Annotated in this window: 14 protein-coding genes; 6 read left to right on the top strand and 8 right to left on the bottom strand. The window is 70.5% G+C overall.

The genetic code is table 11. The features are described from left to right. Positions 1 to 44: 44 nt before the first annotated feature. A complete protein-coding gene (locus tag ACGFNK_RS09875) occupies positions 45 to 1601 on the top strand; it encodes an alpha/beta fold hydrolase (protein WP_393413683.1) in 1557 nt (518 codons plus the stop codon). Positions 1602 to 1687: 86 nt separating this feature from the next. Here the strand turns inward: ACGFNK_RS09875 and moeZ are convergent, their stop codons facing one another. From moeZ to ACGFNK_RS09840, 7 genes are all read right to left on the bottom strand, one after another. Next, positions 1688 to 2866: an adenylyltransferase/sulfurtransferase MoeZ gene (gene moeZ, locus ACGFNK_RS09870; RefSeq protein ID WP_386342179.1), complete on the bottom strand. Its 1179-nt coding sequence runs from the start codon at positions 2864 to 2866 to the stop codon at positions 1688 to 1690. Positions 2867 to 2929: 63 nt separating this feature from the next. Beyond that, positions 2930 to 3679: a spherulation-specific family 4 protein gene (locus ACGFNK_RS09865; protein ID WP_393413680.1), complete on the bottom strand. Its 750-nt coding sequence runs from the start codon at positions 3677 to 3679 to the stop codon at positions 2930 to 2932. Next, the gene (locus ACGFNK_RS09860) at positions 3667 to 4626 is read right to left on the bottom strand and encodes an NAD-dependent epimerase/dehydratase family protein (RefSeq protein WP_386342183.1); all 960 of its coding nucleotides are present in this window, start codon (positions 4624 to 4626) and stop codon (positions 3667 to 3669) included. The genes ACGFNK_RS09865 and ACGFNK_RS09860 overlap by 13 nt, the downstream gene beginning before the upstream one ends. Positions 4627 to 4782: 156 nt before the next feature. Further along, positions 4783 to 6045 (bottom strand): hypothetical protein, encoded by a 1263-nt coding sequence (locus ACGFNK_RS09855; RefSeq protein ID WP_393413678.1) that lies wholly within the window; start codon positions 6043 to 6045, stop codon positions 4783 to 4785. Then, a complete protein-coding gene (locus ACGFNK_RS09850; RefSeq protein WP_393413676.1) occupies positions 6042 to 7784 on the bottom strand; it encodes a DUF3492 domain-containing protein in 1743 nt (580 codons plus the stop codon). The genes ACGFNK_RS09855 and ACGFNK_RS09850 overlap by 4 nt, the downstream gene beginning before the upstream one ends. Positions 7785 to 7981: 197 nt before the next feature. Beyond that, on the bottom strand, positions 7982 to 9703 hold the full coding sequence (locus ACGFNK_RS09845) for a DUF3152 domain-containing protein (RefSeq protein WP_393413674.1): 1722 nt from the start codon (positions 9701 to 9703) through the stop codon (positions 7982 to 7984). Positions 9704 to 9711: 8 nt separating this feature from the next. Further along, the gene (locus ACGFNK_RS09840) at positions 9712 to 10704 is read right to left on the bottom strand and encodes an alpha/beta fold hydrolase (protein WP_393413672.1); all 993 of its coding nucleotides are present in this window, start codon (positions 10702 to 10704) and stop codon (positions 9712 to 9714) included. A 253-nt stretch (positions 10705 to 10957) separates the two neighbouring features. Between ACGFNK_RS09840 and ACGFNK_RS09835 the strand changes: the two genes are divergently transcribed. From ACGFNK_RS09835 to ACGFNK_RS09820, 4 genes are all read left to right on the top strand, one after another. Beyond that, positions 10958 to 11188 carry a hypothetical protein gene (locus ACGFNK_RS09835; protein WP_393413670.1) on the top strand — a complete coding sequence of 77 codons (231 nt, stop codon included), beginning with the start codon at positions 10958 to 10960 and terminating at the stop codon, positions 11186 to 11188. 182 nt (positions 11189 to 11370) lie between these two features. Next, on the top strand, positions 11371 to 12012 hold the full coding sequence (locus tag ACGFNK_RS09830) for a TetR/AcrR family transcriptional regulator (RefSeq protein ID WP_386342194.1): 642 nt from the start codon (positions 11371 to 11373) through the stop codon (positions 12010 to 12012). 135 nt (positions 12013 to 12147) lie between these two features. After that, positions 12148 to 12375, top strand: coding sequence for a DUF3107 domain-containing protein (locus ACGFNK_RS09825; RefSeq protein ID WP_033319983.1), 228 nt, complete (start codon positions 12148 to 12150; stop codon positions 12373 to 12375). Positions 12376 to 12577: 202 nt separating this feature from the next. Then, positions 12578 to 12844 carry a hypothetical protein gene (locus ACGFNK_RS09820; protein ID WP_393413667.1) on the top strand — a complete coding sequence of 89 codons (267 nt, stop codon included), beginning with the start codon at positions 12578 to 12580 and terminating at the stop codon, positions 12842 to 12844. Positions 12845 to 12886: 42 nt separating this feature from the next. Here ACGFNK_RS09820 and ACGFNK_RS09815 read toward each other — a convergent pair whose 3' ends face one another. Continuing rightward, positions 12887 to 13645 carry a ferritin-like fold-containing protein gene (locus ACGFNK_RS09815; protein WP_393413665.1) on the bottom strand — a complete coding sequence of 253 codons (759 nt, stop codon included), beginning with the start codon at positions 13643 to 13645 and terminating at the stop codon, positions 12887 to 12889. Positions 13646 to 14113: 468 nt separating this feature from the next. Here ACGFNK_RS09815 and ACGFNK_RS09810 point away from each other — a divergent pair, with 468 nt between their 5' ends. After that, positions 14114 to 16303 (top strand): DEAD/DEAH box helicase, encoded by a 2190-nt coding sequence (locus ACGFNK_RS09810; RefSeq protein WP_393413663.1) that lies wholly within the window; start codon positions 14114 to 14116, stop codon positions 16301 to 16303. Position 16304 lies beyond the last annotated feature (1 nt).

Here is a 16304-nt window from a genome sequence, read left to right as displayed (position 1 = left end):
CATTCGCGGCTCGTGCGGATGACTTGCGAGGGGGTAAGGGGCACATGGCGCGTTTCGTACGATCCACGGCGCTGGCCGCGGCCGCGGTGCTGGTCACCGGGCTTGCGGCGGCTTGCGGTGGCGGCTCGTCCGACGAGGGCAACGACGACGGAAAGGCCAGCGCCCCGCCGACCGCGGCGCCGTCCGGTCCGACGGCGAAGCTTCCGGCCTCGCTCACCTCACAGAAGCTGGACTGGGGCCGCTGCGGGGCCACCTCGGACGGACCCGCGCCGGGCGACGACTGGCAGTGCGCGTCGCTCAAGGTTCCGCTGGACTGGAAGAAACCGACGGGCGAGACGATCGGCATAGCTCTGATCCGCGGCAAGGCCACCGACGAGGACTCACGCATCGGCTCGCTGCTGTTCAACTTCGGCGGCCCGGGCGGCTCGGGCATCTCCATGATGCCGTCGTACGCGGCGCTGACGTCCCAACTGCAGGAGCGGTACGACCTGGTGAGCTTCGACCCGCGCGGAGTCGCGGCCAGCGAGGGCGTGCGCTGCCGCAGCGACAAGGAGATCCAGGCCGCCGAGTCGGTCGACTCCACGCCTGACACAGCGGCCGAGGAGACCTCCTACCTCAAGGACTCCGCCGACTTCGGCAAGGGCTGCCAGGAGTCGGCGGGCCCGCTCATGGCACACGTCTCGACGACCGACACAGCCCGCGACATGGACCTGATGCGCCATGTACTCGGCGACCAGAAGCTGCACTACTTCGGCATCTCGTACGGCACCGAACTAGGCGGTGTCTACGCCCACTTGTTCCCCCAGAACGTGGGCCGACTGGTGCTGGACGCGGTCGTCGACCCGAGCGCGGGCACGGTCGGCCACGCGAAGAACCAGACGCGCGGCTTCCAGCGCGCCCTGGACAACTACCTCAAGTCCACCGGGGAGAACCCGAAAGAGGGCTCTCAGAAGATCGCGGACCTGCTGAAGAAGATCGACGCCGAGCCGCTGCCGACATCGAGCGGCCGCAAGCTCACACAGTCGCTGGCGCTCACCGGCATCGTCCTGCCGCTCTACAGCGAGCAGACCTGGGCCGGCCTGACCAGCGCGCTGGATGCGGCGGAGCAGGGCGACGGTTCGGAGCTGCTGGCCCTCGCCGACAGTTACAACGAGCGTGACTCAACGGGCCGTTACGGCACGACGACGCATTCACAACGGGTCATATCGTGCCTGGACGACAAGGAGCGGCCGACGATCGAGGAGACGAAGAAGCTGCTCCCTCAGTTCCGGAAGATCTCGCCCGTCTTCGGCGAGTTCATGGGCTGGGACACGGCGGGCTGGTGCCACAACTGGCCGGTGGCCGGTCAGCACGAGACCCCGGAGGTCAGCGCGCCCGGAGCGGATCCCGTCCTGGTCGTGGGCAACACCGGCGACCCGGCGACACCGTACGAGGGTGCACGCAAGATGGCGGACGAGCTGGGCAAGGACGTCGGTGTCGAGCTCACCTGGAAGGGCGAGGGACATGGGGCGTACGGGAGCAGTTCCTGCGTGGACGACACGGTGAACGCGTATCTGCTGGACGGGAAGGTGCCGGAGGACGGAAAGGTCTGCGAGTCGTAGCCCACTGGGCAACAGGAGCTCGCACAACAGGAAGGGGCCCGGCACACCCGGTGCCGGGCCCCACTCCGCAAAGCCTGAGCCTGCGTCTAGTACACCGGCTTCTCGGGCTCGATCTGGTTGACCCAGCCGATCACGCCGCCACCGACGTGCACCGCGTCCGCGAAACCAGCGGACTTGAGCACGGCGAGGACTTCCGCACTGCGGACACCCGTCTTGCAATGCAGGACGATCTTCTTGTCCTGCGGCAGGGTCTCCAGGGCGGTGCCCATGAGGAACTCGTTCTTCGGGATCAGCTTGGCGCCGGGGATCGAGACGATCTCGTACTCGTTGATCTCGCGGACGTCGATGATCTCGATCTTCTCGTCATTGTCGATCCACTCCTTGAGCTGCTTGGGAGTGATCGTCGAGCCGGCGGCCGCCTCCTGGGCCTCCTCGGAGACGACGCCGCAGAAGGCCTCGTAGTCGATGAGCTCGGTGACGGTGGGGTTCTCGCCGCAGACGGCGCAGTCCGGGTCCTTGCGGACCTTGACCTGGCGGTACTGCATCTCCAGGGCGTCGTAGATCATCAGACGGCCGACGAGCGGCTCGCCGATGCCCGCGAGCAGCTTGATCGCCTCGTTGACCTGGATGGAGCCGATGGACGCGCACAGCACGCCCAGGACGCCGCCCTCGGCGCAGGAGGGGACCATGCCCGGCGGCGGGGGCTCCGGGTAGAGGCAGCGGTAGCAGGGGCCGTGCTCGGACCAGAAGACGGAGGCCTGGCCGTCGAAGCGGTAGATCGAGCCCCAGACGTACGGCTTGTTGAGGAGCACGCACGCGTCGTTGACCAGGTAGCGGGTCGCGAAGTTGTCGGTGCCGTCGACGATCAGGTCGTACTGGCTGAAGATGTCCATCACGTTGTCGGCCTCGAGCCGCTCTTCGTGAAGGATCACGTTCACGTACGGGTTGATGCCGAGCACGCTGTCGCGGGCCGACTCGGCCTTGGAACGGCCGATGTCCGCCTGGCTGTGGATGATCTGGCGCTGCAGGTTCGACTCGTCGACCTCGTCGAACTCCACGATGCCGAGCGTGCCGACGCCCGCCGCGGCCAGGTACATGAGGGCAGGCGAGCCCAGGCCGCCGGCGCCCACGCAGAGCACCTTGGCGTTCTTCAGCCGCTTCTGCCCGTCCATCCCTACGTCTGGGATGATCAGGTGGCGGGAGTACCTGCGGACCTCGTCTACGGTGAGCTCAGAAGCTGGCTCGACCAGGGGTGGCAGCGACACGGGGACTCCGTTGGTCGGTCAATCACTACAGTTGTTCTTGCCGTAACACTGCCACGCCCCTCTTCATTCCGAGACACCCGTTCCGACCCGCGAGACGATTTCGTCCCAGTAGCCGGGCATGGTCTCCCAGGGGACTACGCAACCGCCGCGGTCCGTGCGGTCGGTGAAGTAGATCGTCGAGGCACCCTGCCAGCGGGCTATGCGCAGCGCCTCCTCGAGATGACCCCGGGGCACGCTGTGCACGAAGTGGCAGAAGCGCTCGGGCGAGTGGTCGGCGGTCCACTCCGCCACCTGCGACCAGCGGTATTCGCTCCAAGGGCCGCAGAAAGTCACCAACTGGTCGGCGGTTTCGGCATATCCGGGGTGCGGGTGGGAGCCGTGTCCCAGGACGATATGGCCCTCGCCGAGGAACGCGCGCAGGGTGGTGGCCGTACGGATCACCTCAGGGAGCGTTGTCCGATTCGTGGGACAGCGGTCCAGATAGAAGCCGTCGACCCGGTACCAGTCGAGATACCGGTGCGCGTCCGAGATCAGCTCACCGAAGGTGCGTGCGCCGTATCTCACGTCCAGGTGCCCCAGGACCCGGACGCCCGCGTTGCGCAGCCGCCCCGCTGCGGCGAGGCAGTGCGGGTCGGGCCGGATGCCGGGACCGTCGGCGACGTTGAGGACGACCCAGTGCAAGGGGGTGCCGGGGCGGGTGAGTTCGCCCCATTCGCGAGGGGCAACGAGGGGGTGTGCATAGCCGGGGACGCCGAAGCCGAAACGTATGTCGGTGCTCGCGGTGCCCACCGCGGGGCTGGTCAGATGCGGCATGCCGCCTCCATCCAGATATCGGCGAGGGACTCTTCGAGGTGGATGCGGGGCCGCCAGCCGAGCCGGTCGCGTGCGGTGCGCACATCGGCCTGCTGCCAGCTGCCGCAGCCGTCGGGATAGGGGTGCGCGGCCGGAGCCGTGTGCTCGGGTTCGGAGCGGGGGTGACCGATGGAGGGCCTGACGATTCCGGGCGGGGCGTCGAGTTCGTGCAGTGCGCCGCCGTAGCCGGCCACGCGCGCCAGGACGGCTGCGGCGTCCCTGAGCCGTACGGCACGTCCGGAGCCGATGTTGATGACGCCCTGTGCGGCGGAGAGGGAGGCGGCGTGGACGGCGCGCGCGACATCGCGTACGTCGATGAAGTCGCGCTGGATGCCGAGTCCACCCACCTTCAGTTCGCCGTCGCCGGACTGCATGGCCCGGCGCATGGCCTCGGCGAGGCGGCCGAGGGGCGAGCCGGCGGGGGTGCCGGGTCCGGCGGGCGAGAAGACCCGCAGGACAACGGCGTCCAGGCCGGAGCCCAGGACGAGTTCTGTGCCGGCAAGCTTGCTGACGCCGTACGGGCCGCCGGGGCGCGGCGTGGCGTCCTCGGCCGTGCAGGAACCGGGCTGGCTGGGGCCGTACTCCGCGCCGCAGCCGATCTGCACGAGGCGTGCCCCGCAGCTGCTGCGGCGCAGGGCCTCGCAGACGGTGGCGACGGCGACGGTGTTGTGCCGGGTCAGTTCGCGGGCGCCACCGCGGGTGGCACCGGCGCAGTTGATGACGACGCCGGGGTGCACCGCGTCCAGGAAGCGGGTCAGTGCGCCCGGGCTGCCGCTGGAGAGGTCGAACCGTACATCCGCGTCGTCGCCCCGGCCGAGCGCGGTGAGCTGCACGGCCGGGTCGGCGAGGAGTCGGTCGGCGACGTACCGGCCCAGAAATCCGTTGGCTCCGATCAGCAGCACCCTCATCGGGCGACTCCCGGGGTGGATTCTCCGATACGGAGGGTGATCATTTCTTGTCTCCTTCGAAGGTGTTTCCCTGGTTCGTCAGGGAGGCCCGCGGTGTCGGCCCCGCGGGAGGGTTGCGCTCGGCACAGAGGCCGAGTGCCGGGCTGGGGATGCGGTTCACGGCCTCCCACCGTGGTCCGCGTGGGCCGAGGCCCGGGTGAGGGTCCTGGTCGCGTGGGCCAGGAGTACGAGCGCCGCGGCCCCGCACACGAGGGCCGGCACGGCACCGGGGCCCCATGCGTCGACCACGGTCTCGACGGGAACGGCGAGGAACGAGCAGCCGGGCAGGCGGCCCGCGAAGACGCTCGCCACAGCCGTCGCCTCGGTCGCGCCCGCGGCAGCCAGTACGACGGCCGGGGCATGCGTGAAGCCGTGCACGGTGAGCAGCCGGGCGAGCAGGAGGAGCGCTCCGAGGGCGCCGGTCCCGGCGTACGCGGCGGGACCGGCGGGCTCGTCCAGCAGCGTCCCGCACAGCGCGATCAGTCCGCCCAGGACGCAGAGGAACAACCCGAACACGCCCAGGAGCAGGGGCCGTAGGGATGTGGCGAATTCCTCCAGAGCTCGGCTGGCGGCCAGCCTGCGCCGGGCGCGTGCGGCGAAGAGGTGGGCGCACCCGGCCGCCGGGACACAGGCCAGGGCCAGGGCCGTCACCGACGCGAGAGGCACTGGCCAAGGGTTGTGGAGGTCACTGTTCAACCAGCTGTCCGGGCCACCCGCGAGGGCGGCGCCGAGCACGCCGTTGCCGAGGAGGGCGTATGCGAGGAGCCAACAGGTCCACGCGCGCGTGCCCTTCGTCGTGCGCCACGTGCGCGGGGTGTGCAGGGGGCCGCGCCCCAGAGCCAGGCGCAGGCTCAGGGCGATGGCAAGTACGCCCAGGACGGCGACCACGACGGCCAGGCGCGGTCGGGTCTCGGTCAGGCGCAGCCCGGTCACCGCCGCCGCACACACGGCGCCCGGCAGCAGGGCGAGCAGGGCCCAATCGGCGCGCACCTTTGGGAAATTGACCGCAGCTGCCCCTGGGCCCGTCTCGTCGTCGCGGGGCACACGCGCGTAGATCTCCTCAGCCAGCGAGAACACGTCGCGGTGCCGGAAGCGGGCCACGGTCCGGTCGGTCACCCCGTGCGCCTCCAGCCCCGCCGCGATCTCCAACGGATCCACGGCCCGCTCCCACAGCTCGCGGTGACGGTGCATCAGGGCTTTTACGGGGTCCACGGCGACCCGGCTGTCGGACTCGTCCGACGAAGCCCGCCCCCCTGGAGCGTCCATGGCACCCGGAGCTCCAGCAGTCACCAGCCACTCCTCGTCGGAGGCGGCCGCATCCCACGCTGTGACACCGCCCGGCGCCTCCGGCAGGCCCACGTCGCGCTGCCACCCGCTCATCGCGCCCCCTCCCCGGCGGGCACCGGCTCCTGCACCGAGCCGGAAACAGCGCCCGCCGCCCCGGATCCCGCAGCCCACCGCGGACCGCTCGCCGACGATGGCCGGGTTCCGGACTCGGCCCAGGGACCCCGCACATGGGCCTCGGCCGGTACGGCGAAGGGCAGCGGTTCGCCGGTGGCGTCGGCTCGGCGGACCGGGCAGTGCGAGACGATCTCCAGGTAAATGCCGTGAAACGCCGCGATGTTCTGCTCGACGGTGAACAGTTCGAGGGCACGCGCGCGTGCCGCCGCACCGAGGAGTGCACGGCGCTCGGGGTCGCGCAGCAGAGCGACGCACGCCTCGGCCAGCGCCCGCGGATTGCGCGGCGGCACCACCAGACCCGTACCGCCGATGACCTCCACGACCGCGCCGACGTCCGTGGACACCGTGGCGCGCCCGCAGAACATCGCCTCGACAAGGCTGATCGGGAAACCCTCGACGACGCTCGACAGAACGACCACGGCCCCTGCCGCGTACGCCTTCGCGAGGCTCGGCAGGTCCGGCCCGCCGATCTTCTCGAACGACACCGGGCGGCCACCGGTCCCGCCTACGCCTTCCACCCCATTGGGGAAGAGCCGCGCGGCCAGCGCCTTGCAGTCGGACAGATACGCGGCCCCAACCGGTCCCTCGGCAGGCGCGCCCACGATCCGCAACCGGGTCTTCGGCCGCGCCTTGCGGACCTGGGCGAAGGCGTGCAGCAGCGAGACGAGATCCTTGCCGGGCTCGATCCGCCCGACCCAGACCAGCGTGTCCGGATCGGCGCACTCCGCTCGCTCTCCCACCTCCCAGAAGGGGGACGCCTCCATGCCCGGATAGACCGTACGGAGCTTGGCGCGGTCGGCGCCGCAGCGCTCCTGCCAGCGGCGGGCGTGCGTATTGCCGGGCGTGATGAGCGCGGCCTGCCGGTACATCTCGGCCGCGAGCCGCCCCTGGAACGCCGCGAGCAGCGCCCGCGCCGGGCCGGACTCCTCGCGCGAGCCCAAGTAGTGCGCCCGCAACTGCACGCCGTACTCCGTGACCAGCAGCGGCACGCCCCAGAAGTGCCGTGCGAGCAGCCCGGGCAGGGCCGCGGCGCCCCCGGAGGTGGCGTGGCACAGGTCGACGGAGCCGAGTCCGTCCCTCTCGTCGTACCAGTCGAGCGACAGCGGCCGCAGGGTGCGCTCGATCCGGTCGGCGACGGTGAGCACATCCGGGACACGCGCACCGCGCGCAGCGGGCAGTGCGCCGGGCGCGCGGCAGGCGCTCTCCAGAGCGCGCACGGCGCTTTCGGAACGCAGGGCCCCGATCAGGCCGCCGCCCTCCTCCCGGACGAGTTCAGCAAGCCCGTACAACGCGTTGCCGAAACGGTCCGCCACACCCGATGCGCCATCCCCGGAGGCCGCCCCGGCGGCGTCCTGCGCAACGGCATCCCCCGCACAAACAGCCGCCGCCAACTCCCCGTAGCACTCGGCGAACCGCCGCCGCGCCCGGCGCCCAAACGCGACGCCGTCCTCGCCCTCGGTCCATAACGGCGCCGTGCGTACGCGGCCGACCTGGGGCGGCAGCTCGATGAAGCCCTCGCCCTGCTGTCGTTCGCTCCTACTGAGCGCGTAGACGTCGAAGTCGTGCTGCCCGAGCCCGCGTACGAGCCGGTCGCACCAGAGCCTGGCGTCACCGCTCACATATGGATAGCCACCCTCCGTAAGCAGTCCGATGCGCACGAGTGCACCCCTGATCTTCCGTATGGGGAGCCGCCGTTGCCCGGCGACTCACAGCGGAACGAACGTACGCGGACATGACGGTGGCGCGATGGACGGTTGTCCATCGCGCCACCAAAAGGGGTGAACGGTCGTAACTTTCCCGTGCGGACCGCGTTTCGTCGCGCTAAGAGATCAATCGAGTACGTACCGCAAGCGTCTCAAGCTCCGGGAAACGGCCAGGGGTTGGCCCGGCACTGGATTCCGTCGTGGTCGAGGAACTTGCTCTGCTGTTGCATGACGGGCGCGAGTTCGCCGTCCTTGTCGCAGGTCTCATGGCCGTTGCCGAGCCGGTGGCCGATCTCGTGGTTGATCAGCATCTGCCGGTACGCATGCATCTTGTCGCCGTACGTCTGGGCGCCCTGGGCCCAGCGATACGCGTTGATCATCACGCGGTCGGTGGCCGCGGAGTCGCAGGAGACGTTGTCCACGGTGGTGTCCAGGCCCGACTTGGCGCACCAGAACGCGGTGGTGCCGGGGCTGGCCAGCGTGATGACGAAGTCGGGCTGCCCGGTGGAGATCCGCTCGAAGGTACGGGCACCGTCGTGGGCCCAACTCCGTTCGTCGTTCAGGGTCTTGTGCACGGCCTGCGCGAAGAGTCCGCCGTCGAGGCCGAGGTCCTTCTCGACGTCGACGCGATAGGTGAACTTCTGTCCCGTGCCGGGTGCCTGGTCGAATCCGCGGACCGCCTCGAATTCCCCGCCGCCCTTGAGGTTCGCGTCCAGCGGATACTTCTTCGCCATCAACTGCCCGTACGTCGGCACAGTCGCGCCCTCGACTGGCGGGGGCGTCGGCCTGGTGTTGCCGCGCGCCGCGGAGTCCTTGACTTCCCGTTCCGCGCCGCCCGAAGCCGACGGGCGCGCGGAGGTGTCCTCGCGCCCGTCGGTGACCTGTCCGGCCACGACGACGGCGAGCACGGTGGTGACGGCGGCGGCCGCGATCCCCGTGAACGTCCAGCCCTTGCCGCCCTTGGCCTTCTCCATCTCGTCGGGCTCTGGGGGCGCTTTGTGCTGGGTTTCCCCGGGGTCGAGGTACCGGTCGGCGGCTTCGGTGGCGGAGTCGTACGGGCCCGAGTGGAGTGCCTGGTTCGCGGAGCGCCGCGCGAAGACGTCGTCGCCCTCCTCGAAGGCGTCGACGTAGGCCTGACGGGGACCCGTCGGACGCGGCGGCACTTGCCGCTGCTGCGGTATGGCGGGCCCAGGACCGGCAGCCTGCGATGCGCCGGGACTCCCCGTGTACGGCCCCTGGGGCGCGCCATACCCGGGCGCCCCGCTGAACACCCCCCAGCCACCGCCGGGTTCCCGCTGCTCGGGATGCGCACCACGGACCTGGGGGACACCGTGGGCAGGCGTGCCGTCGGGGAAGCGCGGGACGCCATGAGCCGACGTACCGTCAGAAAACCGCGGAACCCCACGCGCGGGCGTGCCGTCCGGCAGTCGCGGAACCCCATGAGCCGGAGTGCCGTCGGCGTACCGCGGAACGCCGCCCGCGGGCGTACCGTCCGGCAGTCGCGGAACCCCATGAGCCGGAGTGCCGTCGGCGTACCGCGGGACCCCGCCCGCGGGCGTACCGTCCGGCAGTCGCGGAACCCCATGAGCCGGAGTGCCGTCGGCGTACCGCGGGACCCCGCCCGCGGGCGTCCCGTCGGGGAACCTCGGAACCCCCTGCGCGTCCGGACGCGGTACCCACCCCTCGGGCAGCCGCGGTACCCCGCCCGCCGGTGTGCCGGGGCCGCCGCCCATCGGTGGCGGCTGCGGCTGGGGTTGCGGTCCGGAGGGAATCCGGCGTCGTCCGGTGTCCGGCTCCGGACGGCCTCCCGGAACCACGGGGATGTCGGCGGTGTCGCCCTTGCGGGCCGGCCCGCGTCGGCTGTGACGTCCCACGCGCCGCCTCAGCTCCCCGCACTGTTCGTTGTGCCGGCGTCGGCCAACTCGCCGGTTTCCGCGAGAAGTTCACGGACAGAGGTGGCCACGGTCTCGGGGTACTCCATCATCGCCACATGCCCCGCGTCCGGGAGCGTGAGCAGCCGGGAATCGCGGAAGGCCCGGGCCGCTCGCTGGGCCATGCGGTAGGAGACGAGCTGGTCACGGCCACCGTAGATGAGCAGCGTCGGGGCGAGCACCCGCTCGGCCTGACGCCACAGCCGGTGCTGGCCGCCCAGCGTGTACGCGTTCACGATGCCGCGGGCCGAGCGCGCCATGGCGTCCCAGAAGTACGGGAGGGCGAGCCGCCGCTCCATCTCCTCGACCGCGTTGCGGAACGCTTCGGGGGTCACGATGGTCGGATCCCCGTAACAGAGCGCCATGACGCCTCGTACGCGCTGCTCGGCGGACCAGTCCTTGGTGAAGCGGGTGAATGCGCTCGCGACCCCGGGCAGCGCCAGCAGCGCCGTCGGCACAGCCGAGCGCTGCACCAGGACTTCCGGCAGCGCGGGCGACACCAGCGCGAGCGTCCGCACGAGATCGGGACGTACGGCCGCGACGCGCGTCGTGACCGCGCCGCCCATCGAGTTCCCGATGAGGTGCACCGGACCGCGGTCGGCCGAGTCTAGATAGCGAATGACCGCGCGCGCGTGCCCGGTAACCGAATAGTCGCCGTCGTCCGGCGGCGGTGAGTCGCCGAAGCCCGGCAGATCAACGGCCTCGCTGTCCACGAGGCCGTCCAGGAGCGGCATGAGCGCCGACCAGTTCTGCGAGGAACCCCCCAGCCCATGCACATACAACGCGGGCGGCAGCCCCTCACGGGCCGGCGGTCTCGACCGGATCGTCAGCGTGATCCCGGGCAGCCCGACCTTGCGCAGCCGCTCCCCCGCCGCCACCCTGACGGCACCGACTTTCGGCGCGACAGAGGTGGCCAGGACGGACGGCAGATCGGTCGAAGACATGGAGCAATGTTACGAGACGATCACGTGGTGGATCGTGTGTTCGCCATCACAAGTCCCCATCGAATTCCGTGACAAGCGACGGCGACAAGCCCGCCCGGACCACCGTCACAGGCCCCCGCCGCAGCCCCGCCGAATCGGCGTCGGATCGCCACGGGATCGCGTAGCGACTCGATCTGCCCTCTCATACGCTTCGTGAACGAGGGCACTCGTACTTGTGCAAGCAGGTACTCGCACCACTCGGGAAGAGGACTCCATGACCGTCGACCCCACCGACCCCGAGACTCTCGTCGAAGCCGATTCAACTTCCACCGAATTCGACGTGGAGGCTCCCGAGGCCGACGCCGCCGAACAGCACGCGGAGCTCGCACCCCACCGGGACGAGCCACTGAGCGGCTCGGACCGCGCCAACCTGGACAACGCGAACGAGGCGGACCGCGCGGAGCAGGCAAGGATCATCGAACTCGACGAGGACGACTACCGGTGACCGCTCCGAGGCGCGCATCCGGGCGGCCAGCCTGCCCGGCATGCTCGTTTTTGGTGTGATCTGTGCGATTTTCACCGGCGTCCGGTCCGTGAAATTCTGCGCTCGCACCGCGCACAGCACGGTTACCGAAAAGTACGATGGCGGCGCGGCGCACACCGCACTGGACGATTTTGGGAGGCGGCGTGACAGCCATCGAGCAGACAGAGGCCGCACGCCCGCGGGGCACACGCCTGCCGCGCCGTGCCCGACGCAACCAGCTCCTCGGCGCAGCCCAGGAAGTGTTCGTCGCGCAGGGATATCACGCGGCCGCGATGGACGACATCGCCGAGCGCGCGGGAGTCAGCAAGCCGGTGCTCTACCAGCACTTCCCGGGCAAACTCGATCTCTACCTGGCCCTGCTGGACCAGCACTGCGAGTCACTGCTCCAGGCGGTCAGGGGCGCGCTGGCCTCGACGACCGACAACAAGCAGCGCGTACGGGCCACGATGGACGCGTACTTCGTGTACGTCGAGGACGACGGCGGCGCATTCCGGCTGGTCTTCGAATCGGACCTGACGAACGAGCCCGCGGTGCGGGAGCGCGTGGACAAGGTCACTTTCGAGTGCGCGGAGGCGATCTGCGATGTCATCGCGGAGGACACCGGCCTGTCCAGGGCCGAGTCGATGCTGCTCGCCTCGGGTCTGGGCGGGCTCGCGCAAGTGGTGGCGCGTTCCTGGCTGCACAGCGACCGCAGCGTGCCGCGTGACCAGGCGGTGCAGTTGCTGACCTCGCTGGCCTGGCGCGGCATCGCCGGCTTCCCGTTGCACGGCAGCGAGCACCACTGAGGGCGTCCTTGTTCCCGCCCGCTGTTCGCTCCTGGCGTTCTTGGACGCAGCGTGTACGTCCCCTCACCGGGCTAATGTGTGCTGCGTACGGCGCGGACGAACGCGCACATCAGTGACCGTCGGAGGGACATAGCCGTGGAGGTCAAGATCGGCGTGCAGCACGCGCCTCGCGAGATCGTTCTGGAGAGCGGTCAGACCGCCGAGGAGGTCGAGCGGGCGGTGTCCGAAGCGCTGGCCGGCAAGTCGCAGCTGCTGAGCCTCGTGGACGACCACGGCCGCAAGGTCCTGGTCCCGGCCGACCGTCTGGCGTACGTGGAGATCGGCGAGCCGGCCCCCCGCAAGGTGGGCTTCGGCGCGCTGTAGTTACGTCGCGACAAGGGCCCCGAGGCTTCAAGCCTCGGGGCCCTTGTCATGCCGACCATTGCGGATGCCCCCTCACTTTCTTGCCCGCGCTTTCCATAGACGGAGCACAGACCCCCCACAGGGGATGATTGCGTTCCGCAGGCCACGGGTAAGACGGGCTACGACCGAAGTGCACACGGCCGTGCGGGAGGGACCCCACCCAATGTTCTTGGAAGCGCTCGGCTCCGTGATCCTCGGTCTGGCAGTGGCCTGGCTGGCGATGTACCGCCTGCCGCACCGCCTCCCCGCCCCCCGCCTGGTCCTGTCGACGGGCGCAGCCGGAGGCCTGTTCGGCGCGTTCCTCACGCACAGCGCGCTGGGCGGAAACCTACTGCTGGTCCTCACCGGCGCGGTGGCCGTTGCCACGGCGTCCGTGTCGCTGCTCCTCCGCCCGGCGGGAAGACTGCGCCGCCACTCGGCGACGGTGTGAGCAAGGATTCTGACGAGGAGCCCTGAAGCGCCCGAACTTGGCTCAGGCAGCGAGGCCGAGCGCAGCCATCCGCTTCGTGTGCGCCTCCGTGATGCGGGAGAACATCCGGCCGACCTCCGCGAGGTCGAAGCCGTCCGCGACCCCGCCGACGAGCATCGTCGACAGCGCGTCCCGGTCGGCGACCACGCGCTGGGACTGGGACAGAGCCTCGCCCATCAGCCGTCGCGCCCACAGCGCGAGCCGTCCGCCCACGCGCGGGTCCGCGTCGATCGCGGCGCGCACCTTCTCGACGGCGAAGCTCGCGTGCCCCGTGTCGTCGAGTACGGAGAGGACCAGAGCCCGCGTATCGGAGTCCAGCCGCGCCGCGACCTCGCGGTAGAAGTCGCTGGCGATCGAGTCGCCGACGTACGCCTTGACGAGACCCTCCAGCCAGTCCGACGGCGCCGTCTGCCGGTGGAAGCCGTCGAGCGCCGCGACGAACGGTTCCATCGCCCCCGTCGGCTCCGCCCCGATCGCCGCGAGCCGGTCACGCAACTGCTCGAAGTGGTGGAACTCCGCCGAGGCCATCTTCGCGAGTTCCGCCTTGTCGGCGAGCGTCGGTGCCAGCTTGGCGTCCTCGGCGAGCCGCTCGAACGCCGCCAACTCCCCGTACGCGAGAGCTCCGAGCAGGTCGACGACCGCGGCGCGGTACTGAGGATCGACGGAGGCCTTCGTCCAGTCCTGGGCGGCGACTCCGGTGTTTTCGGCGGAGGTGTCGGCGGCAGTGTCGGCGGTGTTGTCGGGCGTCGTCATGAAGCGCACAATAGCCCGCTCACAGCAAGGCGTAAGCCCCTGGTCAGCCAGTGTGACGACCACTACGTGACCAAATCGACCAACGCATATGCGCGATTCCGGGGTATGGTGGTAATGAGCCCGCTGAGCTGATCTACGTATCTCAACGGGCCATATGAATGAGGATGCCCGGTCGGTGGCCCGATCGGCTCCGACCCGACAGCTCTCCTCGTCCGTAAGGCACAGTGCGTACGGAGTCCGGAGAGACCCTCAGCGGCAAGAGCGCTCGAGCGTCGGCAGTGGTCCCGTGCCACCAAGGCCCGCCTTTCAAGCGGCCGACGTCCCCGGCACGGTTCAACGACCCCCGCGCTCGCCTCGTGTCGCACACACAGAAGAGGCAGCACCCTGACTACAACCTTCCGAGATCTCGGGATCCTTACCGAGACAGCCGAGGCCCTCGAAGCCGTCGGCATCATCAACCCCTTTCCCATCCAGGAGATGACGCTCCCCGTCGCCCTTTCGGGCACCGACGTCATCGGCCAGGCCAAGACCGGCACCGGCAAGACGCTGGGCTTCGGCCTCCCGCTCCTCGAGCGCGTCACCGTCCCCGCGGACGTCGAGGCCGGCCGGGCCCAGCCCGAGCAGCTCACCGACGCCCCGCAGGCACTCGTCGTGGTCCCCACCCGCGAGCTGTGCACGCAGGTCACGAATGACCTGCTCACCGCGGGCAAGGTCCGTAACGTACGCGTTCTCGCCATCTACGGCGGCCGGGCGTACGAGCCGCAGGTCGAGGCCCTCAAGAAGGGTATCGACGTGGTCGTCGGCACCCCGGGCCGGCTCCTTGACCTCGCGGGACAGAAGAAGCTCAACCTCAAGCACGTGCGCGCGCTCGTCCTCGACGAGGCCGACGAGATGCTCGACCTGGGCTTCCTGCCCGACGTCGAGAAGATCATCAACATGCTCCCGGCCCGCCGCCAGACGATGCTGTTCTCGGCGACCATGCCGGGCGCCGTCATCGGTCTCGCGCGCCGCTATATGTCGCAGCCCACGCACATCCGCGCCACGGCGCCGGACGACGAGGGCCAGACGGTCCGGAACACCGCGCAGTTCGTCTACCGCGCGCACAACATGGACAAGCCCGAGCTGGTCTCGCGCATACTCCAGGCCGACGGCCGCGGGCTCGCGATGGTCTTCTGCCGTACGAAGCGGACGGCGGCGGACCTCGCCGACCAGCTGCAGCAGCGCGGCTTCGCCTCCGGCGCGGTCCACGGCGACCTCGGCCAGGGCGCGCGTGAGCAGGCGCTGCGGGCGTTCCGCAACGGCAAGGTGGATGTGCTCGTCTGCACCGACGTGGCCGCGCGCGGCATCGACGTCGAAGGCGTGACGCACGTCATCAACTACCAGTCGCCCGAGGACGAGAAAACGTACCTGCACCGCATCGGCCGTACGGGCCGCGCGGGCGCCAAGGGCATCGCGATCACGCTCGTCGACTGGGACGACATCCCGCGCTGGCAGCTCATCAACAAGGCGCTGGCACTTGGCTTCAACGATCCGCCGGAGACGTACTCCACGTCCCCGCACCTCTTCGAGGAGCTGAGCATTCCGGCGGGCACGAAGGGCGTCCTGCCCCGCGCCGACCGCACCCGCGCCGGGCTCGCAGCCGAGGAGGTCGAGGACCTCGGTGAGACCGGCGGGCGTGGTGCGCGCGGTCGCAGTGGCCGTTCCTCGGCCCCGGAGCGGGAGCGTGACAGCGAGCGCGAGCGTCCGGCGCGTACGCCGCGTCGACGCCGCCGTACGCGCAACGGTGCGCCGATCGATGCCACGGACCCGGCGGCCACCGCTGAGAGCCCGGCAGCCGAGTCGCGCACCCCACGTCGCCGTCGCCGGACGCGTGCCGGGGAGTCGGCCGAGACGGCCGTCGCCACGGCCGAGGGCACCACGCCGGAGACCACCGAGCCGACGGCTGAGCTTGTGGAGTCGGCCGAGCCGAAGCCACGCCGGCGTCGTACGCGCAAGACGGCGGAGACCGCGGAGGTCGCTGAGTCAGCGGCCACCGTCGTCGAGGAAGCCACGGAGGTAGCCGCCGAGGCGACCGCGACCAGGCCCCGTCGCCGGACCCGCAAGGCCGCCGAAACGGCTGTGGAGACGGCGGACGGCACCGTGGTCGAGGCGGTGGAGACCAAGCCGCGCCGGACCCGCAAGGCAACGGCCGAGGCAGCGGTGGACACCGCCGAGGCCACCGAGGCCAAGCCCCGTCGCCGTACGCGCAAGGTTGCCGAAGCCGCCGAGGCCGACATTCCGGCCCAGGCGACCGCGACGGAGGAGCCCGCGACCACACCGCGCCGCCGTACGCGCAAGGCAGCACAGGCCGCGCTCGACACGGCCGAAGGCACAGCGGTCGAGGCGGCGGAGACCAAGCCGCGCCGGACCCGCAAGACCGCGGCCGCTGCTGAGGCCGCCGTGGACACCGCCGAGGCCACCGAGGCGAAGCCGCGCCGCCGCACCCGTAAGGCGGCGGAAGCCGACATCCCGGCTCAGGCGGCCGAGCCTGTCACGGACGAGGCCCCGGCCAAGCCCCGGCGTACCCGCAAGGCGGCGGCCGCGCCCGCCGACGCCGAAGCGCCGGAGGCGACGCCCCGCCGTCGCACGCGCAAGAAGGCGGCAGCCACCGAGGCAACCGAAAGCTGAG

The organism is Streptomyces sp. NPDC048825, from assembly GCF_043198355.1.
In the GTDB taxonomy this organism is placed as follows: Bacteria; Actinomycetota; Actinomycetes; order Streptomycetales; family Streptomycetaceae; genus Streptomyces; species Streptomyces xiangluensis.
The sequence above is the reverse complement of the archived record's forward strand: the minus strand, read 5'-3'. Positions and strand labels throughout refer to the sequence as shown.